This window comes from Vibrio sp. 1CM7H (genome assembly GCF_023161645.1).
In the GTDB taxonomy this organism is placed as follows: domain Bacteria; phylum Pseudomonadota; class Gammaproteobacteria; order Enterobacterales; family Vibrionaceae; genus Vibrio; species Vibrio diabolicus.
On record NZ_JALNTV010000007.1, the window covers coordinates 62,997 to 86,315 of the forward strand.

General features: G+C 44.4%; 17 protein-coding genes. 5 read left to right on the forward strand and 12 right to left on the reverse strand.

All coding sequences use genetic code 11. The features are described 5' to 3' along the window. Window positions 1–11: 11 nt before the first annotated feature. From frsA to MSG33_RS19490, 3 genes are all read right to left on the reverse strand, one after another. Window positions 12–1,259 carry an esterase FrsA gene (gene frsA / locus MSG33_RS19480; RefSeq protein WP_005391416.1) on the reverse strand — a complete coding sequence of 416 codons (1,248 nt, stop codon included), beginning with the start codon at window positions 1,257–1,259 and terminating at the stop codon, window positions 12–14. A 91-nt stretch (window positions 1,260–1,350) separates the two neighbouring features. Then, window positions 1,351–1,815, reverse strand: a complete 465-nt coding sequence (tet(34), locus tag MSG33_RS19485; protein ID WP_005391418.1) for an oxytetracycline resistance phosphoribosyltransferase domain-containing protein Tet(34) — start codon at window positions 1,813–1,815, stop codon at window positions 1,351–1,353. 265 nt (window positions 1,816–2,080) lie between these two features. Next, the gene (locus MSG33_RS19490) at window positions 2,081–3,370 is read right to left on the reverse strand and encodes an NCS2 family permease (RefSeq protein ID WP_054867890.1); all 1,290 of its coding nucleotides are present in this window, start codon (window positions 3,368–3,370) and stop codon (window positions 2,081–2,083) included. A gap of 1,025 nt (window positions 3,371–4,395) precedes the next feature. Here MSG33_RS19490 and MSG33_RS19495 point away from each other — a divergent pair. Next, the gene (locus tag MSG33_RS19495) at window positions 4,396–5,868 is read left to right on the forward strand and encodes an aminoacyl-histidine dipeptidase (RefSeq protein WP_225461964.1); all 1,473 of its coding nucleotides are present in this window, start codon (window positions 4,396–4,398) and stop codon (window positions 5,866–5,868) included. A gap of 62 nt (window positions 5,869–5,930) precedes the next feature. On the opposite strand, the gene MSG33_RS19500 is transcribed toward MSG33_RS19495, so the two are convergent. After that, complete coding sequence (locus MSG33_RS19500) at window positions 5,931–6,470, reverse strand: DUF3332 domain-containing protein (RefSeq protein ID WP_012842079.1); 540 nt, start codon at window positions 6,468–6,470, stop codon at window positions 5,931–5,933. Between the two features lie 329 nt (window positions 6,471–6,799). Between MSG33_RS19500 and MSG33_RS19505 the strand changes: the two genes are divergently transcribed. From MSG33_RS19505 to MSG33_RS19515, 3 genes are all read left to right on the forward strand, one after another. After that, window positions 6,800–7,867, forward strand: coding sequence for a succinylglutamate desuccinylase/aspartoacylase family protein (locus MSG33_RS19505; RefSeq protein WP_248381788.1), 1,068 nt, complete (start codon window positions 6,800–6,802; stop codon window positions 7,865–7,867). A gap of 253 nt (window positions 7,868–8,120) precedes the next feature. After that, window positions 8,121–10,307, forward strand: coding sequence for a TonB-dependent receptor (locus MSG33_RS19510; protein ID WP_248381790.1), 2,187 nt, complete (start codon window positions 8,121–8,123; stop codon window positions 10,305–10,307). A 118-nt stretch (window positions 10,308–10,425) separates the two neighbouring features. After that, on the forward strand, window positions 10,426–10,869 hold the full coding sequence (locus tag MSG33_RS19515) for a DNA-directed RNA polymerase subunit beta (protein WP_248381792.1): 444 nt from the start codon (window positions 10,426–10,428) through the stop codon (window positions 10,867–10,869). A 90-nt stretch (window positions 10,870–10,959) separates the two neighbouring features. On the opposite strand, the gene MSG33_RS19520 is transcribed toward MSG33_RS19515, so the two are convergent. Both MSG33_RS19520 and purL read right to left on the reverse strand, forming a co-directional pair. After that, entirely contained in the window at window positions 10,960–11,268 is a 309-nt protein-coding gene (locus MSG33_RS19520) for a DUF3622 domain-containing protein (RefSeq protein WP_005391432.1), read from the reverse strand. Window positions 11,269–11,562: 294 nt separating this feature from the next. Continuing rightward, window positions 11,563–15,456, reverse strand: coding sequence for a phosphoribosylformylglycinamidine synthase (gene purL, locus MSG33_RS19525; protein ID WP_248381854.1), 3,894 nt, complete (start codon window positions 15,454–15,456; stop codon window positions 11,563–11,565). A 299-nt stretch (window positions 15,457–15,755) separates the two neighbouring features. Between purL and mltF the strand changes: the two genes are divergently transcribed. Beyond that, window positions 15,756–17,333 carry a membrane-bound lytic murein transglycosylase MltF gene (mltF, locus tag MSG33_RS19530; RefSeq protein WP_248381856.1) on the forward strand — a complete coding sequence of 526 codons (1,578 nt, stop codon included), beginning with the start codon at window positions 15,756–15,758 and terminating at the stop codon, window positions 17,331–17,333. 585 nt (window positions 17,334–17,918) lie between these two features. On the opposite strand, the gene tadA is transcribed toward mltF, so the two are convergent. The 6 genes from tadA to MSG33_RS19560 all read right to left on the reverse strand — a co-directional run bounded on the left by tadA (window position 17,919) and on the right by MSG33_RS19560 (window position 23,288). Then, entirely contained in the window at window positions 17,919–18,467 is a 549-nt protein-coding gene (gene tadA / locus MSG33_RS19535; protein ID WP_005391440.1) for a tRNA adenosine(34) deaminase TadA, read from the reverse strand. A 215-nt stretch (window positions 18,468–18,682) separates the two neighbouring features. Then, complete coding sequence (locus MSG33_RS19540; RefSeq protein ID WP_054867886.1) at window positions 18,683–20,242, reverse strand: AbgT family transporter; 1,560 nt, start codon at window positions 20,240–20,242, stop codon at window positions 18,683–18,685. A 288-nt stretch (window positions 20,243–20,530) separates the two neighbouring features. After that, window positions 20,531–20,941, reverse strand: a complete 411-nt coding sequence (locus MSG33_RS19545) for a prepilin-type N-terminal cleavage/methylation domain-containing protein (RefSeq protein ID WP_053350260.1) — start codon at window positions 20,939–20,941, stop codon at window positions 20,531–20,533. Next, a complete protein-coding gene (locus tag MSG33_RS19550; protein ID WP_248381794.1) occupies window positions 20,931–22,184 on the reverse strand; it encodes a hypothetical protein in 1,254 nt (417 codons plus the stop codon). The genes MSG33_RS19545 and MSG33_RS19550 overlap by 11 nt, the downstream gene beginning before the upstream one ends. Next, entirely contained in the window at window positions 22,181–22,798 is a 618-nt protein-coding gene (locus MSG33_RS19555; RefSeq protein ID WP_248381796.1) for a pilus assembly protein PilW, read from the reverse strand. Before MSG33_RS19555 ends, MSG33_RS19550 begins: the two co-directional genes overlap by 4 nt. Further along, window positions 22,779–23,288, reverse strand: coding sequence for a GspH/FimT family pseudopilin (locus MSG33_RS19560; protein ID WP_047010169.1), 510 nt, complete (start codon window positions 23,286–23,288; stop codon window positions 22,779–22,781). The genes MSG33_RS19555 and MSG33_RS19560 overlap by 20 nt, the downstream gene beginning before the upstream one ends. Between the last annotated feature and the right edge of the window lie 31 nt (window positions 23,289–23,319).

Here is a 23,319-nt window from a genome sequence, read left to right on the forward strand (position 1 = left end):
TAGGAGAATTGTCACCCTAATAATTCATCTTCTAGCCACTTTATGGCTAAATCGAGGGATTGCTCATATCCTTTTGTAATCGTTTTGGAACTGATTTTTTTCGCTCTGCCATACTGGCTAAACAGCGCGACGAGTTGGTTATCACTGTGTGGAGACACCGGATCGCCTTCAAGGCTCAAAGCTAAAATAGGTACTTTAGTTTTTCTACTGCTCAAGAAGCCCTGAACTTTCAATGACCAGGCCATCATCTGGCCCGCCATGCTATTAATATCAACCGCGCTTTTCCCTAAGCGAGAAGCCAAAAGATCTAAGTACATCTTCGGCATTTTTTGCAGCTTCTCAGGGGAAGTAAAAATATCATGTACGGGTGCGCCGAGGGCTACACAAGCTTTGATCTTCTCTTGCTCAACAAAAGAGAGTCGGATCATGGCATTACCACCAAAACGAAATCCAACTAACCCCACTTTGTGATGATCCACCCAAGGCAATGAATACAGCTCATTTAGTACCGCTTGGTGCAGACAGCTTGAGTTCTCAGTCAAAGGCCAGTGAGAACTGTGCCCCACCGAAGGCATGTCGACCGTCAACATTGCGATATCTCGTGGTGCAAGATGATTGCGGAACAAACGCCACATGTCGGTTTGTAACGTATCGAGACCAGCACTCACCATCACCACAGGCAGTTGTTTGTCGGTTCTTGGCAAATGAAGATTCGCGATGATTTTGCGATTTTGGTAAGGCACTTCAATTTGCTTGATAGTGTACTTGGTCTTCTCTGCGCCGTCAGAGTACGCTTTGTTTGCCAGCACTTGAGCCTGCAAGGCCAAATTATCATTCTTCAGATGTGGGTAGCCTGCGATACTAAAACACAAAGAAGCAGTGAAGAGTTCATCGGCGGCCTCCTCACCTTGCATTTCATTTGAACGCTTCTGATGCTCCATGCCGAGCTTAATCCACTCAAATGTCCAGTTGCCGTTGTGGTACCCCATTACGGTGTCTAACCAATCATCATTGGTTCGAGAGTGGGAAGAAGAAGCGATTTTAGAAAGCACACCTTCCATCTCTATCGGAGACAACCCTTGCCAAGCCCATTGCAAGCGGCGCAAATGACGATACCAAGCACGATCACCCTGCGCCTCTCGCTCATCAAGTATTTTTTGACTGGTCGGCATGTACTGGGTAAGCGCAGAGGTTTCTTTTGCTTGCTTATGTTTCACGAACAAAGTTTCGGAAAGATTTTTACTGACGTCTTCAGACATAGGAAGAACCTTAGGCTATTAGCATGAGTTGTTATGATAATAAAAAAAATGCCCCTATACAGGGGCATTTCTCAATATTCTTTAATAGCGTTTATTTTTGCTTGCGGTTTACAGGCTCAGCGTACTGGATTGACATATCCCAAGGTTGTTCAATCCAAGTGTCTTGCGCGATATCTACCACATAATCATCTAGCAACGCTTTGCCTGAAGGTTTTGCACACACAGCGATCATCTTCGCTTTTGGATACATCTCACGTAGTTTGCGCGCCGTATCACCACTGTCTACTAGGTCTTCAACGATTAGGTAACCTTCACCATCGCCTTCAGGTGCTTTTAGTACCGTCATATCGCGCTGATGATCATGGTCGTAGCTTGAAATACAGATTGTATCAACGTAACGAATACCCAGTTCACGAGCCAAGATAGCGCCAGGAACCAAACCACCGCGGCTTACCGCCCAAATCCCTTTCCATTGCTCAGCTGGCATTTGTTTTTCAGCCAGTTCACGGCAGTAAGTCTGCATTGCATCCCAAGTGATAATGAATTTTTTACTCATTGTAATAACCTAATAATTTGAAAATATGCATCCTCAAAATCTAGTGAACTCACTCAAAAGCGGAATGCTCACTGACCTCTCCAAAAACGTATGGAGATGAGGATTTCAAGCTGCGCAAACGATTATTCTACCGAAACACACCGCTAATACCAACGGTGATATCAAAATTCTCTGCCTATTCCGCAGAAAAACCGTCTTAAGTGAACAACGTGAAAAAAGAAAAAGCCAGCGTGAATAAATCCACACTGGCTTTTTGCTCGAGAAATTAACCGACGAGGTATTTGACGATGAAGATGGCAGACATCACCCACACACTCATCGACACTTCACGGCCCTTGCCGCTGAATAATTTGATCGCCGCGTACGCGATAAAGCCTAACGTAATACCCTCTGCAATCGAGAACGTTAACGGCATCACCAAACAAGTCACAACAACTGGTGATGCTTCCGTTAGGTCACGCCAATCAATGCTTACCAGCCCAGACAACATCAAAATCGCGACATAGAACAGAGCGCCCGATGTTGCGTAAGCTGGGATCATTCCTGCTAGTGGTGAAAACAACAGAGCAAGTAGGAAGAGCACACCAACAACCACTGCTGTTAGACCAGTACGACCACCAGCCGCCACACCAGAAACACTCTCAATGTAAGATGTGGTGTTTGAGGTACCGAGTAATGCACCTACTGACGTTGCCGTTGAGTCTGCAAGTAACGCTTTGTTTAGACGCGGGATGTTGCCATTCTCATCCGTGAGGCCTGCTTTTTGAGAAACACCAACTAGCGTACCTGCGGTATCAAACAAATCGACAAATAGGAAAGCGAACACAACGGAAATCATGCCAACTTCAAACAAGCCAGAGAAATCCAGTTGCATGAAAGTGGGTGCAATGCTTGGTGGTGTTGACATAATGCCGCTCCACTGCACATCACCAAATAGAAGGCCAAGCGCTGTAACACCAAGAATGGCGATCATCACCGCACCTTTCACACCACGGTGAACAAGCGCGATAGTAAGGAAGAAACCAATCGCAGCCAATACAGATGGCAATGATGTGATATCTCCCATAGAAACTAATGTCGCAGGGTTATCAACGACGATGCCTGCATTTTTTAATGCGATAAATGCTAAGAAAAGACCGATACCGGCTGAAATACCAGTTCGAAGAGAATGCGGGATCGAGTTAATAATCCACTCACGGATCTTAAATATACTCAAAAGAATAAACAGCAGGCCCGAAACAAACACCGCCGCTAACGCAACTTGCCACGTATAGCCCATTCCCAACACAACAGAGTAAGTGAAAAATGCGTTCAGCCCCATTCCTGGTGCTTGTGCAATTGGGTAGTTGGCAACAAATCCCATGATGAAACAGCCGATAGCGGCCGCAAGACAAGTTGCAACAAAAATGGCACCACGGTCCATACCGGTATCCGACAGGATCGCTGGGTTTACAAAAATAATGTAAGCCATGGTTAGGAAGGTGGTAACACCTGCAATGATCTCAGTGCGCACATTTGTGCCATTGTCACTGAGCTTAAAAAGCCTCTCGAGCATGATCGAATCCTGTAAAGGTAAAAAGTAAACGGTTGCGTAATCGATTGGCGGGAATTATAAAGTTATCAAATAGCAAATTCTAGATAGAATCTTCACTCTAATGCGATTTTTTTCTTTGGATATGAAACCCATTCGCTAATTCTTAAAAGCAAAACAGGAAATATATTCTTATAAAACAACAATTAATAATTATCGTTCAGAACCCAACAACAGAATAAAAACTGAACAATGTACTAAACTTTCAAATAGAAACTGGGCGTTTTAAGCGTCATATCTAGGTGGATTTGACGGGGAAGTCGATAAAACTAAAGAACGGAGAATAGAATCTAGCCTTGATGGCAGAAAATGTGTCAGAAATAGAAAGTGGAGATAAAAAAACGCCACCCAATTTGGGTGGCGGCGAATCATGTCAGCACTATCACTGAAAAAAAATTCCAATTTATAGGGGTGAACAAACTGTTCGAGTCACATGCGTTGACTTCACTTAGTAGCCAAAGCTTGTTGGGTATACAAAGTTGCCGGTGTAAACAGACTTGCTATTCCAGAACATTGTACTTGGTAAACCTTTCATAACTATCACCTTTTAAATCAATTAAACATTAGTTGATTTCTCGGTTCCTTGGAGGCGATAAAACGGACTCATCCTTTGAGCATTTCATTCTTCTCTCAGAAGCTGGTTACAAATATACCACTAAGAAATTTAATTACAAGCATTTTAGTGATTAAAATCACAAAAAATGTATAAATTGACCTTCATCAAAGTTTAAATGTAATTAAATTACAGTTTTGTGAATTAAAAAATAAAGCCACTTTCAGAATGTATGATAAAGAACACATAGTGCCTGTTATTGTGTTCACAAACTGTGACAGTTCTGAGAGAAATCCTTGTGCACGCGACTACTCGTACTCCTTATCTGGTGGTATGCTAAACGGCAATTTGAAGGCCAAATCGTCTAGCATTTAATGCTATCTCGACAATATTTTTACGGTATATATTTGGCAAAGCACATCAAAAGGAGTCCTCCGTGTCTGAGTTCCATTCTGAGATCAGTACCTTATCACCTGCTCCACTTTGGCAGTTTTTCGATAAGATTTGTTCTATCCCTCACCCATCTAAGCATGAAGAAGCATTAGCACAGTACATTATCAACTGGGCAACAGAGCAAGGCTTTGACGTTCGCCGTGATCCAACCGGTAACGTGTTCATCAAAAAGCCCGCGACACCTGGAATGGAAAATAAGAAGGCTGTTGTACTTCAAGCACACATCGACATGGTGCCGCAGAAAAACGAAGACACCGAACACGACTTCACCAAAGATCCAATCCAACCTTACATCGATGGCGAATGGGTAACGGCGAAAGGCACGACGCTTGGTGCAGATAACGGGATTGGTATGGCTTCTTGCCTTGCTGTATTGGCATCTAAAGACATTAAGCACGGCCCAATCGAAGTTCTGCTTACGATTGATGAAGAAGCAGGCATGACTGGCGCATTTGGTCTTGAGGCTGGTTGGTTAGAAGGTGAGATCCTTCTCAACACAGACTCTGAACAAGAAGGCGAAGTCTACATGGGTTGCGCTGGTGGTGTTGATGGCACCATGACTTTCGGCATTTCTCGAGAAGCAACACCTGCCGGTTTCGTAACACGCCAACTAACGCTGAAAGGCCTAAAAGGTGGTCACTCAGGTTGTGACATTCACACAGGTCGTGGTAATGCCAATAAATTACTTGGCCGCTTCCTAGCGGGTCATGCTCAAGAGCTTGATTTACGTTTGGTAGAATTCCGTGGTGGTAGCTTACGTAATGCAATCCCTCGCGAAGCGTTTGTCACTGTCGCTCTTCCTGCTGAAAACCAAGACAAGCTTGCTGAGCTGTTCAACCACTACACTGAGCTGCTTAAAACTGAACTGGGTAAAATCGAAACAGGTATCGTAACCTTTAATGAAGTGATCACGACTGACGCGCAAGTATTTTCAATCGCCGATCAGCAACGATTCATTGCGGCACTTAACGCTTGTCCAAACGGAGTAATGCGTATGAGTGACGAGGTGGAAGGTGTTGTTGAAACTTCTCTAAACGTTGGTGTGATCAGCACAGAAGAAAATAAAGTCACCGTGCTTTGCTTGATTCGTTCTCTCATTGACTCTGGCCGCAGCCAAGTTGAGAGTATGCTACGTTCAATTGCTGAATTAGCAGGCGCACAAATTCAGTTCTCAGGTGCTTACCCTGGCTGGAAGCCAGATGCAGATTCCGAGATCATGGCAATTTTCCGTGATATGTATGAAGGCATTTACGGTCATAAGCCGAACATAATGGTCATCCATGCTGGTCTTGAGTGTGGCCTGTTTAAAGAACCATACCCACACATGGATATGGTGTCTTTCGGTCCAACAATTAAATTCCCTCACTCACCAGATGAGAAAGTGAAGATTGATACCGTTCAGCTGTACTGGGACCAAATGGTAGCGCTTCTAGAGGCAATTCCAGAGAAAGCGTAATTCAACCACGAAAAACGACAAAGGGTGCTTTACGGCCCCCTTTTTTGTTTGGCTGGACCAAATTACACGCGATTTTGCGTATAAGCAGCTAGCTCATCCATTGAGGTTTGTGCAACGACTTCGCCATCAATGTAGTAAGTGACAAACTCACCATCGCGCACACCCATGAGTATCGCCTTCTCGCCGTTATTGTAAGTAATATCCATTTGAACAGTATTCTCATCGATTTGCTGCATTCGACCCTGCTCAATAACACGGTTATTCGCTAACGGTGCAATTGGCGCCGTCGTTAACGATTTATCTAACTGGTGATTGACATCGATGTAAGTATCCATCTTTGTATCGAAGATATGTGGCTTACCATTTAAAGGGTTCTTACCCGTCCAAAACTCTAGAGAGTTAAACACGATGTAGTCCGCTGCGATTGCGACACCATAAACAGGTGCTAAAAGCATGTTTAGACCACCTCGAGCGTAACGGTTATCTACAGCTTTCAAGTTAAACCCCATGACATAACCTGTCACGGCATTACTGCCAACGCAACCTGAAAGTGAAACTGCTACAGCAGTCAATGCACCAATTTTAGCAATTGCCTTTTTCATCAAAACCTCTAGTTAGAAATGTTAGACCTCAAATTCGGCGCGGATATTATCGGATAAAAAGTAGGGTTAAAAGTCCGTTTTTTTGTCCCTCATTATCAGTATTATTTTTAATACAGTCACATTTTTTAAGCCTATGATTGCTCTTCCTTCTGTACCTCTCGTTATGTATTAAACTGATATAAAAGATCATATTGAAAACAAAAACGTCACACATGCTGAGATTTCGCGCATGACGATTAAAGTAATTTGTCGTGTCCTTAATGAGAATGATTAGTGCGATTTTGCAGCAATTGTTACATTGCTGATAACGCATTTGACAGAGATGGTTTATGGCCAGAAGTAAAAAAAGCAAAGTGTTTGAGCTCTTAGGGCATCAAATACAACCAGGACAACGATTAGAGATCGAATTTGAAGCAGCGAAACTATACACACATTCGCCTTTATCTATTCCTGTGGAAATCATCCATGGGAAACAAGAAGGGCCTGTGTTAATGGTCAATGCTGCTATCCATGGTGATGAGCTTAATGGCGTAGAAGTCGTTCGTCAGATCATTAACCAACTGGATCCACAAAAACTGAAAGGCACTGTCATTGCAGTACCTATCGTTAACGTTTTTGGTTTCATCCATAAATCACGGTACTTGCCCGATCGACGAGATCTCAACCGTTGTTTTCCTGGCAGTGAAAAAGGCGCGCTTGCATCTCGAATGGCACACGGCTTCTTTAACAACATAGCCAAACGTTGTGACTACATTTTGGATCTGCACACTGGGGCCATTCACCGCACGAACTTGCCACAGATTCGCGCAAACTTAAGCAACCCAGAAACTCTGCGTATTGCTCAGGCGTTTGCGACGCCAGTGATTGTTGATTCAGCATTGCGTGATGGCTCTTTACGCAGTGAAGCAGAAAAATGTGATATCCCCGTGCTCACCTACGAGGCTGGCGAAGCATTGCGTTTTGATCCACTGTCAATCAGCGCTGGTGTACTCGGGGTTCGGCGTGTAATGCAAGCCATTGGCATGCTGCGCGCTAGCCGAAAAAAGCTGCCTGAGCCTATCATAGCGAAGTCCACCAGCTGGGTTCGTGCGTCAGGTAACGGTATTTTGCGTACTGTCGTTAATCTGGGAGACAAAGTGGAACAGGGTGAAACTCTCGCCTATATCAGCTCTCCTCTTGGACATGATGAAGTAGAGCTCAAAGCGCCAAAGCGTGGCTTGGTGATCGGTCAACAAACTTTGCCACTGGTTAATGAAGGCGATGCGATCTTCCACCTTGCTTACTTCAACCAAGGTGATGATTCGGTAGAACAAGCCGTTGAAAGTTACATTGAAGGACTAACCGAGTTCGATGTCGAGCCACTGACTACCGGACAGATCCCGTTAGAAACTCAGTAACTCCTACCAAGGACGCACTTGATTAGCTAACAGTGCTCGCACCATCTTGTTTAAAGCCAATAAGCTCAGCGTCCATGATGCTGGGCTTTTTGTTTTCTGTAAGCTACAGATACTCATCGTAGTTTCCACGAATGGATAAAAAACTTTACAAGCCATCGCAAAAACACATTTGATAATTAATCTCATTATCATTTATTAATAGTAATAATGTTCTTATAATCCGAGCTTCATAAAAACACTATAAATCATCAATATGAAACGATTAAAAAGTCATCCATTCAAAGTAAATCTCATTTCACTGACTTTGCTCTTCCCTCTTTATTCATATGCCGAGACAACGCCAAATGAAGAGCTTGAAGTCATCGGTGTGCGTTATGCCAAACCCATCACCGTTGCTGAGCCTGCGCAAACCACCATTGATTGGTCAGAGATTGAAGAGCAACAGTACTCTAATTTTGCCTCAATGATCGATGCCGTTCCGGGCGCATCATTAGATGGTGGCGGTCGTTCTGGTGGCGAACGTATTAACATTCGTGGTTTTGATGATCCAAGCGATATCGCCGTGTTTGTCGATGGCGCTCCAATTGGCTTTCAACAATACCGCTACGGTACTTTCTTTTTTGATCCGTTCTTGATTGGTGAAGCCGAAATTATCAAGGGCGCGCACGACTATCGAGCACTCAACGGGAAGTTTGGTGGCTCCATTCGCATTAAAACCAAGAGTGTCGATGACCTACTGTACGGTGACAGAAACTTTGGTGCTCGCATCTCAAGTGCATATAACACCAACGGCGATGAGAATGCCTACACGCTAACACTCTATGGTAAAAACGATGCTGGTTTTTATTTTCTAGCGAATGGCTCTGTAAAAGATTCTGATGACATTAAAGTCGGTGGTGGTGAAACGCTGGATTACTCAGGTTATGAGCAAGAAAACATGCTCGTAAAAGTCGGTTATGAAAACAACGATCACGAGTTTGAAATTAGCCACACTCGCTACAAAGATGAAGGTCGTAAACCTTGGGCTAACCGCCGCGGAAAAATGCCTAACATCACTGAGTACAACATCAAGAAATACGGATCATTAGAAAAAGCCAAATACGCATACACCGTCGATAATAAATACACAGATAACACCACGACCATCTCTTACCACTACATGCCGACTAACCCGTATATTGATTTCAATATCAAAATGGCACGTTCTGAAAACGATCGTCACTGGGTTCGCCCTGACGTGGCATTCGAGAAAATGTTCGTTTCTGTTGGCAGTTACGGTCACGAGTCTTGGTTGAGTTACGAGCGTGACTATGCTGATGTGTTTAACCAAGCACAGTTCGGAGACCACACTCTAGTCACAGGGCTTCAATATCAAAAAACCGATAGAGACTCATTAGTATTCAACGCATCATACGACAGTAATGAAGCCAAAAACTACGGTTGGTATACCCCTTACTACGAACCATCTGGCACTCAGTCAATTTATGCGGCTTACATTGCTGATCACTATCAAGCAACAGACCGTCTAACCATCACACCTTCTCTGCGTTACGAATACATCAAGAGTGAAGGAAAAGGGAACGCCGCGCCGGATTATAATGATCCAGCCGCCGGACATGACTACGGTGAAACGACGCATAAAGGCTTTAGCCCACGTTTGGATATCGACTTTGATGCGACCAATAATACGCGTTTAAACGCCTCCTACGCCTACGCTTTAAAAGCACCAACCGTTGATAACATCTACTCAGTGCAATATGCGCGAGCTACCGCTACGGCTACTGCTTTGAATCTGGACGTGTCTCGTATCCATGCTTATCAAGCAAGCGTTATCAACTTAACGGAAGGGCTGGTGAACTCTCGCGATAACCTCGCAACAGAGTTAACTTTGTTCTATAACGATGTTAGCGACACAGTTGATATACGAACGGGCGAAAACCTCGACAAAAATACTACTGAGTTACAAAGCTGGAATACAAACCTAGATGGCTTTAAAAACTACGGCTTTGAGCTAATTTCACAATACCGGATTGAAGATTTCTACAGTAATTTCTCAGCAAGTTACATTCGCGGCAAAAACAAAGGTAGTCTATCTGACTCCACAGGTTCAGATGATGATCACCCTGATGTGCCACCATTAAACATTAATCTGGGTTTAGGTTACGAATGGATTCCTGGTTTACGTACGGGCTGGGAAGTCCGTTGGTATGATGCGCAAACCAAAACCAAGGCAAGCGGTAACAATTTAAAAGTGAAATCGCCAAGTGAGCAATACACGCTACAAAACGCTTACGTGGTTTGGGAAATACAACAAGTCGAAGGCTTGAGTGTTGGCGCGGTTGTGAAAAACTTAACCGATCGTTACTACGAAGCATACCTATCTAATGGCGTGCCTTCGCCTGGTCGTGAAGTCAAACTGCACCTCACTTATCAATACTAACCATACCTAAAAGATTCAGGGCAGATATTAACTGCCCTGCTGTTTCTTAACTAACAACCATAATTGCACACTGTTTTATTTATCAGTACTATCACTTCTTTTTGCTTGCATACACACTATGAACAACTTAAAAACACTGTTTCTTCTTGCTTGCTTCGTTCCAGCAAGTCAAAGCCTGGCACAGACTTCCGAGAGCATTGCTGACTACTTACAAGAGCAGAGTCAGCACCAAGTTATTGAGGATCATTACGCAAAACCAACAACAAATAATCTGAATCTAGACGCCAAAGCAAACGCGTTAACTTGGCACGAAGATGGCAAGCCGGATCACTGTCGTTACGCCAAGCAGCCCAAGGACGTCGCAACACATTTCGACTACGGTGAAGCAAACGATCTATCTGACGGATTGCAACACTTTGATTTACCAGAGAGGCACTCGGCAAAGGGTAAGTCAACACATCGCACTTATGCTAATAACCCTCACCTTCTTCCTGGCAATAAACAATTTGCAGCCCCTGAAGACGGTACGTTTAGTCTGTCAGTATCCTCGGATTGTTTTTAAGTCGATACAATAAAAAATGCCCTGAGACAAAGCTCAGGGCATTTTCACCTTTTGTTTGATGGGTGACGTCACCATCTCACCGACTTGAATCTATTCTTCGTCAGCGTCTACTTCAGCGTCACGTGCTTTGCGGGCTTCTTCTTTACGAACTTTTGCCGCTAGTTGTTCTGCTTCACGCTCTTGACGTTGCGCTGCTTTACGCTCGTTACGAACCACTTGGTTTTGGATAAAACCAGCCAGTTCTTGTTCAGCCCAAGCTTGTGCTTTCTCTTCGCTGTCAAAGCCAGTTTCACGCTTTGATACTACAGTCTTACGAGATGTCACTTGGCGAGTGATTTCTGCGCTCCAGCCGTTACGTTTTTCAGTGACGCGGATAGCAAATTTTGGATTCTTAGACATTTCTTTCATTTCCTAAGGGATTTAGGGATCAATCAGGGATTCGGTCAACTTGATAACTCCATCTAAGCTGAGCTGTTTAACACCATCCCTTGGTAAGCGCGGTATTAGAGCATAAAAGTAATCTAAACGCTGCAAGTTTTTTATGCGAGATAATAGATGACAAAGAAGAGGCAGAACAAATCAACGTTTCGCCTAGTCACGAGAAAGAGCGACGAAGAAAAAAGAGTAATAAAAAAAAGAAAGCGCTGGTCTCTCAACCAACGCTTTACTTAAGCTAGATTAACCTGAGGTTAATTAACCGATATTCTTACGTGCATTTTGGAACATACGCATCCAAGCGCCATTTTCACCCCAACCTTCCGGAGCCCAAGAGTTTGCAACTGTGCGGAATACGCGCTCTGGGTGAGGCATCATGATAGTTACGCGACCGTCTGCTGTTGTTAAACCGGTAATCGCGTTTGGCGAACCGTTCGGGTTGTTCGGGTATTGTTGTGTTGGGTTACCGAGGTTATCCACGTAACGAACCGCAACCGTACCTGATGCCTCGATCGCTGCTAGGTGCTCTGCATCACGTACTTCTACACGCCCTTCTCCGTGGGAAACCGCGATTGGCATGCGCGAACCAGCCATTCCGTCGAAGAATACAGAATCAGATTTCTGAACTTCAACTAGGCTAAAGCGCGCTTCAAAACGCTCAGATTCGTTACGAACAAAACGTGGCCACAAGTCTGCACCCGGGATCAGCTCTTTCAGGTTAGAAAGCATCTGACAACCGTTACATACACCTAAAGAGAACGTCTCTTCACGGTTGAAGAAGGCTTGGAACTGTTCACGAGCTTGTGCGTTAAACAGGATAGACTTAGCCCAGCCTTCACCCGCACCTAGTACGTCGCCGTAAGAGAAGCCACCACAAGCTACTAGGCCATGGTATTCATCCAGAACGGCTTGACCCGTTAGGATATCACTCATATGAATGTCGGTTGCTTCAAAACCTGCGCGGTCAAACGCTGCTGCCATTTCAACGTGGGAGTTAACACCCTGCTCACGTAGAATCGCCATCTTAGGCTTCGCACCTTTTGCAATGTAAGGCGCTGCAACGTCTTCATTTACGTCGAAGCTTAGCTTAACGTTTAGACCCGGGTCAGAGTTGTCTTTCTTAGCTTCGTGCTCTTGGTCAGCACACGCTGGGTTATCACGTAGCGCCTGCATCTTATGCGTTGTTTCAGCCCAGATAACACGTAGTTCGGTACGTGAACGTTCAAGAACAACTGCATCACCAGAAGTGATAATAAAGTCATCTGAAGCGTTAACTGAACCAATCACATGTGAACATGCCTCTAAGCCGTTTGCCGCCAGAGTAGATAGAACTGAATCCAGATCATCATTATTAACTTGAACAACCGCACCTAGCTCTTCGTTAAATAGAACGGCTAGCGCATCATCACCCAGCTCTGCGATGTTCGCTTTTACGCCACAATGACCCGCGAACGCCATCTCAGCCAGTGTAACAAACAGACCGCCGTCGCCTTTATCGTGGTAAGCCACTAGCTTGTCATCACGTACTAACGCTTGCATTGCATCAAAGAAGCCTTTTAGCTGCTCTGCGTTATCTACGTCAGCAGGTTTATCACCAAGCTGTTTGTATACTTGTGCCAATGCTGTCGCACCTAAGCGGTTTTTGCCGTTACCCAAGTCAACAAGAACTAGAGAAGTATCGCCTTTGTCAGTGCGTAGTTGTGGAGTCACGGTCTTACGTACGTCTTCCACACGACCAAATGCCGTGATAACTAGCGACAGTGGAGAAGTGACTTCTTTACTCTCGCCGTTCTCTTCCCACTTGGTTTTCATCGACATGGAGTCTTTACCAACTGGGATCGTCAAACCTAATGCAGGACAGAGCTCTTCACCCACCGCTTTGACTGCTTCATAAAGACCGGCATCTTCACCTGGGTGACCCGCTGGCGACATCCAGTTCGCAGACAGTTTAATGTGTTTAATATCACCGATGTCTGTTGCCGCAATGTTCGTTAGTGACTCACCAACCGCTAGGCGAGCCGATGCACCAAAGTCTAGTAATGCCACTGGCGTGCGCTCACCCATCGACATTGCTTCGCCGTGGTAAGTGTCATAGCTTGCCGCTGTTACTGCACAGTTTGCTACTGGTACCTGCCAAGGGCCAACCATTTGATCACGAGCAACCAGACCCGTTACTGTTCGGTCACCGATAGTAATTAGGAATGTTTTTTCTGCAACCGCTGGAAGACGAAGTACGCGATCCACCGCTTCATTAAGCTCAATACCATCACGAACAATGGCAGGGCTTTCCACCTTTAGTGTGGTTGCGTCGCGGTGCATCTTCGGTGGCTTACCAAGCAGGATATCCATTGGCATATCGATTGGCGTATTGTCGAAGTGAGAATCTTCTAGCGTTAGATGACGCTCTTCAGTTGCCACACCCACCACTGCATATGGTGCGCGTTCACGCTTACAGATTGCATCGAATGCTTCCATGTTTTCTGGCGCTACCGCAAGAACGTAACGTTCCTGTGATTCATTACACCAAATTTCTAGCGGACTCATGCCCGGCTCATCGTTTGGTACATCGCGTAATTGGAACTTACCGCCACGCTCACCGTCGTCGACAAGTTCAGGCAATGCGTTAGAGATACCGCCCGCACCCACATCGTGGATAAATGCGATTGGGTTGTCGTCGCCTAGCTGCCAACAACGGTCGATCACTTCCTGACAGCGACGCTCCATCTCTGGGTTTTCACGCTGTACTGAAGCAAAGTCCAGATCTTCTGCTGACTGACCAGACGCCATTGAGGACGCCGCGCCACCACCAAGACCGATGTTCATTGCCGGACCACCAAGTACGATTAAACTCGCACCCACTGGAATTTCTTTCTTCTGCACGTGTTCGTCACGAATGTTACCCATACCACCAGCAATCATGATTGGTTTGTGGTAACCACGGATTTCTTCACCCGCGTGAGAGGTCACTTTTTCTTCGTAAGTACGGAAGTAACCCAATAGATTTGGACGACCAAATTCGTTGTTGAATGCCGCGCCGCCTAGAGGACCTTCAAGCATGATGTCTAGCGCGTTAACAATACGACCTGGCTTGCCAAAGTCGGTTTCCCACGGCTGTTCAAAACCAGGAATACGTAAGTTAGAGGTTGTAAAACCAACCAGACCCGCTTTTGGCTTACCGCCGATACCCGTCGCACCTTCGTCACGGATCTCACCGCCTGAACCAGTCGATGCGCCCGGCCATGGAGAGATTGCCGTTGGGTGGTTGTGCGTCTCTACCTTCATCAAGATGTGTGCATCTTCATGGTGGTAAGTGTATTGACGAGATTTAGGGTCTGGGAAGAAACGACCCGCTTTAGAGCCCGTCATAACGGCCGCGTTGTCTTTGTATGCAGACAGCACATAGTCAGGTGTCGTTTCGAACGTGTTTTTGATCATTTTGAACAGAGACTTAGGTTGATCTACCCCGTCGATAGTCCAATCTGCGTTAAAAATTTTGTGGCGACAGTGCTCTGAGTTCGCCTGAGCAAACATCATCAATTCAATGTCGTTTGGGTTGCGCCCAAGCTTAGTAAAGTTCTCTACCAAGTAATCAATTTCATCTTCTGCGAGTGCCAAGCCAAGGGAAACGTTTGCTTCTTCAAGCGCAAGACGACCGCCCGCTAAGATATCAACATGCGCCACTGGCTTAGGCTCTGCGACTGTAAACAGCGCTGACGCAGCTTCAAATTCTGTAAATACCGTTTCCATCATGCGGTCATGAATTAACGCTTTGACAGCGCCAACTTGAGCCTCTGATAGAACAACTGAAGATTCGACATAATAAGCCGTACCGCGCTCTAGACGTTTCACTTTATCCAAGCCACAGTTAACAGCGATATCGGTAGATTTAGAAGACCAAGGCGAGATAGTGCCTGGACGAGGCGTAACAAGAAGTAGAAGACCTTCTGGCTCATGCTCTTCGATGGTTGGGCCGTAAGTTAGTAACTTTTCAAGTTTTTCTAACTCTTGGTCATCAAGGTCAGACTTTAGATCGGCAAAGTGCATAAACTCGGCATAAATGCCAGTTACAGGCAGATCTTGTTCACGACAAAGTTCCAGTAGTTTATTAACACGAAACTCAGAAAGAGCTGGGGAGCCACGCAAAATTCTCATGTGCTTAGGTCTCTTATGCAATTGATTAAGGTGATATTGGAATAAATTCAGACACTTAAAATAAGCCCTGTCGAACCTATGCCGATTCCACCTCGTCATTGCGAGCGCATTATATAGCAATTGTTTTTGTGATGTAACACCAAAAGCAACCGTTTGCGTCATTTTTTTTGTCAAATTTGAATTACGACTAAAATGTCGATAAAACACACAATGTCACGCTATAAGTGTGTGATTCACTTTGCCCCATGAGCTCGCTTTGATATAAAGGCAAATAGAAATTTCCTAAGATGTACCTATTAATGCAAATAAGCCAGCTCAACCGACTCAAGCGCAGCGCCCTAATTTTTGTTTCTGTGCTACTACTCTCTGCCTGCCAGATTGAGTCGGAACCCAAAAGTGAATTCGAAAAAATTCAGGAACGTGGCGTGCTTCGTGTTGGCACGCTAAACAATCAGCTTTCCTATTATATTGGTCCCGATGGTCCCGCTGGGTTGGATTACGAATTGGCGCGTCAGTTTGCGGAGCAGCTCGGCGTCAAGCTCGAGATTAAACCTGCCTTTCGCCAAGCTGAGCTTTTTCCTGCTCTTAAGAAAGGAGATATTGATCTCATCGCTACGGGCTTAAATCAAACGTCACAAGCGGTAAAACGCTTTAGACCGGGCCCTGCTTATTATTATGTAAGCCAACAAGTTGTGTATAAAAAGGGGCAACTTCGACCACGTGATATCGAACAGCTGATTGAATACCAAGCATCGAAAGACAGCGAATCTGACGAAGATACAAATGCAGGCGCGCAAACATTAAAGATCGTCGAACAATCGCAATATGTTCCGACCCTAACCGCATTAAAGAAGAAATACCCAGAGCTGCAGTTTGAAATTGTTGGCGATGCTGACACGAGAGACTTACTTAAATATGTATCCACTGGTGAGTTGCGTTTTACTGTGACTGACTCTGTGGAACTTTCCCTAGCTCAGCGCCTTTACCCCGATCTTGCGCTCGCGTTTGAACTTACAGAAGATCAACCAGTATCGTGGTTTACTCGACGCTCTGAAGACGAAAGTTTGTATGCGATGCTGATAGAATTTTTCGGTAACATCAAACAATCAGGAGAACTGTCCACTCTCGAAGAAAAGTACATTGGTCATATTGAAGCATTTGACTACGTTGATACTCGCGCATTCATTCGAGCTCTGGATGACAAATTGCCTAAATGGGCACCTTTATTCCAAAAATACAGCGAAGAGTTCGACTGGCGATTAATTGCAGCATTGGCTTATCAAGAGTCACACTGGAAACCAACAGCAAAATCGCCAACGGGTGTTAGGGGAATGATGATGCTGACTCTGCCAACGGCGAAAAGCGTCGGGGTGACTAACCGTTTGGACCCTGAGCAATCTGTTCGTGGTGGTGTCGAGTACTTACGTCGAATTGTAAGTCGCGTGCCTGATAGCATTAACGAGCATGAAAAAATATGGTTTGCGTTAGCTTCATACAATATTGGTTACGGCCACATGATGGACGCACGCCGACTCACCAAAGCACAAGGTGGCGATCCGAACGCTTGGGCGGATGTAAAAGACAGGCTGCCTTTACTGCGTCAGAAGCGCTATTACAGTCAAACTCGCTATGGATACGCCAGAGGCGATGAAGCGCGTAATTACGTAGAAAATATTCGACGTTACTACCAATCCATCATTGGTCATGTCAGCCAACAGCCAGCGATTGATGAGAATAGCGATGACTTACAAGTGATTCCGCCGCTCAACCCCGACATTTTGATATCAGGAGCAGTAGAGGTTGTCGTCGAGCAAGTCTCAGGTGCTTCTGATGTCACGGTTGAAGAAGACACCGAACAAGAAAGCCTTGAAGAATAGACCCCCTGTAAACTAAAAAATGACGAGCCCATGAGCTCGTCATTTTTATTGAGTCCTAGCGAAAACTTATCTAGAATCCAAGACTCTGAGTGACACCAACCACACTCAACCATTCCTTTGGTTGGTCGCCTTTTTTTCACCGTTAGTTAAACTGATTGCTTTGTAACAGATTGCTTTGTAACCACATGGTTTAGCTCACTGATGAAGCGGCGCTTTCGGCTACGCTCTGCCGAAATAACGTCACTCCTATTATTAAGCACCGTATTGAAATTGTTTGCTGGCTCTGTGCAATGCAGAAGTCAAATGAAGAACGTTAAACCATCAAATGTTTAGTGCGATTATCGAGCCTATTGTAAAGCATCGATGAACCGCTATTTACTGGTATAAGTCTTGTCTGCAGGAGGTTTTGAATATGAGAAGACGTAGAGTGCAGTCAAAGCGTTTAAATAACACAGTAGCTGCTATCCGACGTAAACGTAAACTGACATGTATGAAAAAGAAAGTAAGTTCACGTAATCGTGTTTTTGTACACTTAGTCAATCACTAGTACGTTCAGGCAAACATCTACCCGGTTGTAGATGTTTGCTAACTCTCACTATTTCCATAATTTTGTCCACTCTCTCCATTTTCTAATGCTTTTTGTGCTTGTTTCTTCGCTTTAATTTCCTTACGGCGACGCTTAAAAAACGCTTGTAGCTGAGTGCGGCACTCATCTTCTAGTAGCCCCTTTTCAACCAAGGCGTAATGGTAAGCAGCTTGGCTTTCAAACAAATTAAGCACTGTTCCTGCTGCTCCAGCTTTTAAATCTGGCGCTCCAAAAACAACCCGCTTAACGCGGCTATGCAATAAGGCTCCGGCACACATTGGGCATGGCTCAAGTGTTACATATAACGTCGTATCCAGAAGGCGGTAATTTTCTAGCTTTTGGCCTGCTTTACGCAGTGTTTGGATTTCAGCATGTGCGGTAGCGTCATTAGTACCAATAGAGCGATTCCACCCCTCAGCGATAATTTCACCATCTTTGACAAGCACTGCACCGACAGGTACTTCCCCCTCAGCTTCTGCTTGCTCAGCAAGCACCATCGCTCTGCGCATAAACAATTCATCTTGAGGGGTAAACGGATGGTTAGACAAAGGAGGCTCCAAAGAAACAAAAAACGATTGAAGTCAGGAATTTTATCACCAACTTCGGTTTCACTACAGCAACACATCACGGGACAAAGTTTGCAACTCCAAAAAAAACCTAGTTACAAGACCTATCGATGTTCGTTTTACGAGAACAAAAAAGCGCAGATCGAAGACCTGCGCTTTTCGGCTGCCAATTATCGGCTTTCACACCCTAAACGTTTTTACATTGTGTAAGTGTAAGGAGCTTGAATGCCTAGCGGGATACCAACCATCCAATAAGCAACTAGGAAGATAGACCAACCGATCAGCATTGCGATCGAGAATGGCATCATTAGTGACGCAAGCGTACCGATACCAGCCGACTTCACATAACGCTGACAGTAAACCACTACAAGAGGGAAAAATACCATTAGAGGTGAAATGATGTTCGATACTGAGTCACCCACACGGTAAGCCGCTTGAGAGAGCTCAGGCGAGATACCAACCGCCATTAACATTGGCACTAAGATTGGACCAATTAAAGCCCATTTTGCCGATGCAGAACCAATAAGTAGGTTTACAGACGCAGTTAGAAGGATCATACCAATGATGGTCACTTCACCAGGTAAGTTCATCGCTTTCAGACCTTCTGCACCATATAGCGCCAGCATCGTCCCAATGTTCGATTGAGCAAACGCAGACAAGAATTGGGCACAGAAGAATGACATGACAATGTATGCGCCCATGGTCGACATAGTATCAGCCATCGCTTTGATAATGTCGTTGCTGGTCTTGAACGTTCCAGACACTTTACCGTAAACGTAACCAGGAATGATAAACAGAATAAAGATCAACGGCACGATAGACTTCATTATCGGTGCTGAGAAGGCCGTAATTTCACCTTCAGGCGAGCGAAGTGCTGATGTTTCTGGAATTAACGCTACAACAAGTAAAGCAATACCCGCCATCATTGCCCAACCTGCATAACGGAATGCTTTTGATTCCAGTTCAGTAAATGAACCTAGGTTTGGCGCAGTTTCCGCATCGTCATCAATTGGCATTTTTGACAAACGAGGCTCGATGATTTTTTCTGTCACGTACCAACCAATCGCTACAATAATGATGGAAGATAGGCCAGTAAAGAAGATGTTCGCTAATGGGTTAACCACGTATTCAGGATCAAGAACCTGCGCCGCGGTTTGCGTAAAGCCTGCTAGTAGTGGATCTATACCTGAAGGAATAAAGTTTGCAGAGAAGCCACCAGATACACCTGCAAATGCTGCCGCAATACCCGCTAGAGGGTGACGACCTGCCGCATGGAAGATAATACCGCCCAGAGGAATAACCAGAACATAGCCTGCATCTGCCGCAGTATGCGACACAATAGCAACCAAAATCAGCATTGGAGTAAGAAGCTTAGCTGGCGTGAAGTTCAGCATCTTCTTAAGACCCGTCGTAATAAAGCCCGAAGAGTCTGCAACGCCCACACCTAGCATCGCGACAAGTACGATACCCAGTGGCGCAAAGCCAGTAAACGTCGTCACCATGTTAGCAAGGAAACTTGCTAGCGCTTCGCCCGTAAGTAAATTAGTGATGGTAAGAGCTTCGCCCGTTCGAGGGTTTGGAAGATCGAATGATACATTCGATAAAAGTGCTGACGCCGCCCAAGTAATGATCAATGCCCAGAAGAACAAAATCGCAGGATCAGGAATTTTGTTACCTGTCCTCTCAATAAAGTTTAAAAAGCGCTCCATCCCGCTCGGCTTCGATGATGGTGCCTTATTTACAGCTTGGTTACTCATGGTAACTCCATAGTGAATGATGTTGGTGCCAAGGCCTATTTGAGTAATTATGACGGCCTACTATCCAACGAGTATTCTAGTAAACACTAATAGAGAAAGCACAAGGTTCTATATTTTTTTTCATAATTGGAGACATATTTTGCAAAAACACCACTTCAATTAAACATAATAAAAACAGTAGCACATCAACTCGATTAACAGTTCAAAAACCATTTATTAACCGCGACAAATCCGGTATCAAACAGGAATTACACCCGCATTTGTCTCAGCGCATGCATGCAATTGAACTTAGTTTTCGAATTCACTGTACTGTGAAATCATAGTTTTCAGCTGAACGGATTGCGTCTGCCCCATTCTATCTTCCCAACTTGTTGTGATGATGATCGTCTTTAGTGAACCTGATACAGTAGCAGGTGGCACATCCCACTCCACCGTGTACGCTCCAGTGGCGGAAGATCCTGTCACGATAGAGGCAAAACTGGCAGTAGAAATCGTAGAAAGCGCATCCGAAGCACCACGCGTCCGGAACCATTCGAGCTGGTTTTCTGCTAGACGCAATGCTTCAATACTTTTTATGGCATATTCGGATTCGCGTTCTAGATACACGTTTAGCTTCGTTAAACCTAGAGCCCCAACACCGATAAGCAGAAAAGAAATTAGAACTTCAAGAAGGTTAAAACCTTTTTGTTTAGAGATCATTCCAAGAGCCCTTCTTCCATCTAGGAATTGCATGCGCATTCCTTGAATTGTCTATCACATCTTTATTGTATCTAAAGTCCAAAGAATCGAAGAAAACCGCTGCCTGATCTTCACTATCAAAATATTGACCACCAGATACCGTAAAAGAACCATGCTGATAATAAGAAGCTATTGTCCTGTATGAGTCTTCTACAACACTTGACACATGATTTAGGTGAGCATTGGCTTCGAACCCAACCCAATCCGCTGTTGCCGGAGCATAATCATGATTGAAATGAAACAAGACCCCTTTAAACTTATTTGATGTAGCGCCGGAGCTCGGTGGTCCCATCACGGAGAAAAGACCATCATGAATGAGCACTGTTACGCCATTGGTCGATGATGTAGCATTCACCAAATCATTGTATTCCGATTGCTTGATTTCACAGCCCCCTTCAACCCATAAATGATGCTTCCCTGACTGAATTTCTGCTGTTAAAGCAGCACCACAATTAGGTATGCCACCAGCCCCTGAGCCCGTCATAACATGAAATACACCATTATCTCGGACATCATTATGCTCTTCAGCCTTTACTCCAAAGAAGGATTCAAATGGCTTTAAATCTGTATCTTGAGTAAAATCATCACCAGCACCAACCCCGCCAACACTAGATGAGAGATGACGGTTTGCCGTCGTGTTTGCACAATCTTTATTTGTAGGGTTGTTAAAATCGGCATAGGGAGACTCTCCATGAATTACGCCTTTATTATCAACTGAAGAGGAGTAAAAGCGCTTTTTATACCTTAACGCAATACACTCCCACCCATCACTGCTCAATTCCCCTGGATCTGGAGTAGAAAACGTTGCACTAGAATGAAAATAAATGTCGGCACTAGACTGCATTGCACCATAGCTCAAGTTACCTCCCAAAATAATCTCCTTACTAATGCTTGTAAATCCAACATTAGAAGTAACCAAATACCCATTGGAAGTACTCGTAAAATTCGGAACCGTCCAAAGCCCTGAGCCACAATCTGTTATTACTGCAGGTACAATATTACTAACTCTAAATTGCGCCCATGCACATTCAACACCTCCTTCAGCTAACCAATGTGCTTGTCGAGATTTTATTTCGTTTTGCGCAACTTTTATTTGAAAAAATACACCTTTGGATGATGCTAATGATGCAATTAAAGCAAGTAATAAAAGTATAGAAGTCACAAGCAAAGTGGTATAACCGGAATAGTTATATTTAGATGTCATTGCCAATTCCTTTGTTTGATAGAAAACTCCGCGACTTCACTAAAGACTCCATCAATCGTTTGCAAACCTAACTTAACGTTCGTGACCGAACTTACATTTCCTCCATTAGTCACTGTTTCTGAACTAACGGTGAATTGGGTAACTTGGAAAATATCATCATCAAATAGAGAACGACAAAAATCTATACCATCAAAAGATAATATTTGTGTTTGAGACACAACGCCTTTTTCACATATAAAAAACCGAGTATCTCTCTTCTCATACTTAATATTTCGATAGTCTTCATTGGCAGCTGAGTCTTCTTTAAAATACACAAAACCAACAGAAGAGGCGCCGCTCAGTATTATGGTTCCTGTAGCTCCGGATAATTTGAGTGAACTACCGTTCCCACCATCATAACCTGCTCTTTGAATATCTTCTTTCATAACAGATAAAGTGATATTAAGACCTTGCAATAAATTTAGCTCTAAGCTTTTTTCTTTTGCTGTTTTTTGTAAAGTCAAGAATATAGAGCCCACTACACTAAGAACAATTAACCCAATTAAAGAACTAATCATTAATTCAATTAAAGAGCTACCTATTTGATAGCGTTTGTTAGCACTGATGGTAATCATATAACTTCGCTCCAGAATTACTACAAATCTTAATCCTCCCAGGAGGGTTTGAGAGCTTTGCTTGTAGTTTTATGTTTTGAGCATTGGTTGGGAAAAACTCTATATTTCCTCCTTGGGGCCGTCCACGGACCTCATCGAAGCTTATTTTTTGATTATCGTAACTGTGCTTCAAAGATAATTCAGAGTATGCGGAGCCGGAAAGGTTTAAGATTACTCCCCCTGAGCCGCTAGATGAGTCAGTTAACTGTAGAGACCATGCACCTTGACTGACAACAACGTTTTTAGCCATTGAGAAATGTATATATAACTTTTGATTTCTCATTACCGCCTCTGACTTACTTTGGCTTAGAAAACCAGCTAATTCAGTTGCCAATCGCTGCATTTGCACAGTTTGTGAAACACGGCTAAAGCTTGGAGCTGCAAACGCCAATATAATACTCAGTACAGCAACAGTAATAAGAAGCTCCAACAACGTAAACCCGCGAGGCATTTCCCAAATTCCTATGTAAACGGCAAAAGGG

What these genes read in the sequence shown, in the direction of transcription:
- frsA (WP_005391416.1), bottom strand. Translation starts at nt 1,259, where the DNA reads ATGTCTGAAGACGTCAGTAAAAATCTTTCCGAAACTTTGTTCGTGAAA.
- MSG33_RS19490 (WP_054867890.1), bottom strand. Translation starts at nt 3,370, where the DNA reads ATGCTCGAGAGGCTTTTTAAGCTCAGTGACAATGGCACAAATGTGCGC.
- MSG33_RS19500 (WP_012842079.1), bottom strand. Translation starts at nt 6,470, where the DNA reads ATGAAAAAGGCAATTGCTAAAATTGGTGCATTGACTGCTGTAGCAGTT.
- MSG33_RS19505 (WP_248381788.1), top strand. Translation starts at nt 6,800, where the DNA reads ATGGCCAGAAGTAAAAAAAGCAAAGTGTTTGAGCTCTTAGGGCATCAA.
- MSG33_RS19510 (WP_248381790.1), top strand. Translation starts at nt 8,121, where the DNA reads ATGAAACGATTAAAAAGTCATCCATTCAAAGTAAATCTCATTTCACTG.
- MSG33_RS19515 (WP_248381792.1), top strand. Translation starts at nt 10,426, where the DNA reads ATGAACAACTTAAAAACACTGTTTCTTCTTGCTTGCTTCGTTCCAGCA.
- MSG33_RS19520 (WP_005391432.1), bottom strand. Translation starts at nt 11,268, where the DNA reads ATGTCTAAGAATCCAAAATTTGCTATCCGCGTCACTGAAAAACGTAAC.
- purL (WP_248381854.1), bottom strand. Translation starts at nt 15,456, where the DNA reads ATGAGAATTTTGCGTGGCTCCCCAGCTCTTTCTGAGTTTCGTGTTAAT.
- mltF (WP_248381856.1), top strand. Translation starts at nt 15,756, where the DNA reads ATGCAAATAAGCCAGCTCAACCGACTCAAGCGCAGCGCCCTAATTTTT.
- MSG33_RS19540 (WP_054867886.1), bottom strand. Translation starts at nt 20,242, where the DNA reads ATGAGTAACCAAGCTGTAAATAAGGCACCATCATCGAAGCCGAGCGGG.
- MSG33_RS19545 (WP_053350260.1), bottom strand. Translation starts at nt 20,941, where the DNA reads ATGATCTCTAAACAAAAAGGTTTTAACCTTCTTGAAGTTCTAATTTCT.
- MSG33_RS19550 (WP_248381794.1), bottom strand. Translation starts at nt 22,184, where the DNA reads ATGACATCTAAATATAACTATTCCGGTTATACCACTTTGCTTGTGACT.
- MSG33_RS19555 (WP_248381796.1), bottom strand. Translation starts at nt 22,798, where the DNA reads ATGATTACCATCAGTGCTAACAAACGCTATCAAATAGGTAGCTCTTTA.
- MSG33_RS19560 (WP_047010169.1), bottom strand. Translation starts at nt 23,288, where the DNA reads ATGCCTCGCGGGTTTACGTTGTTGGAGCTTCTTATTACTGTTGCTGTA.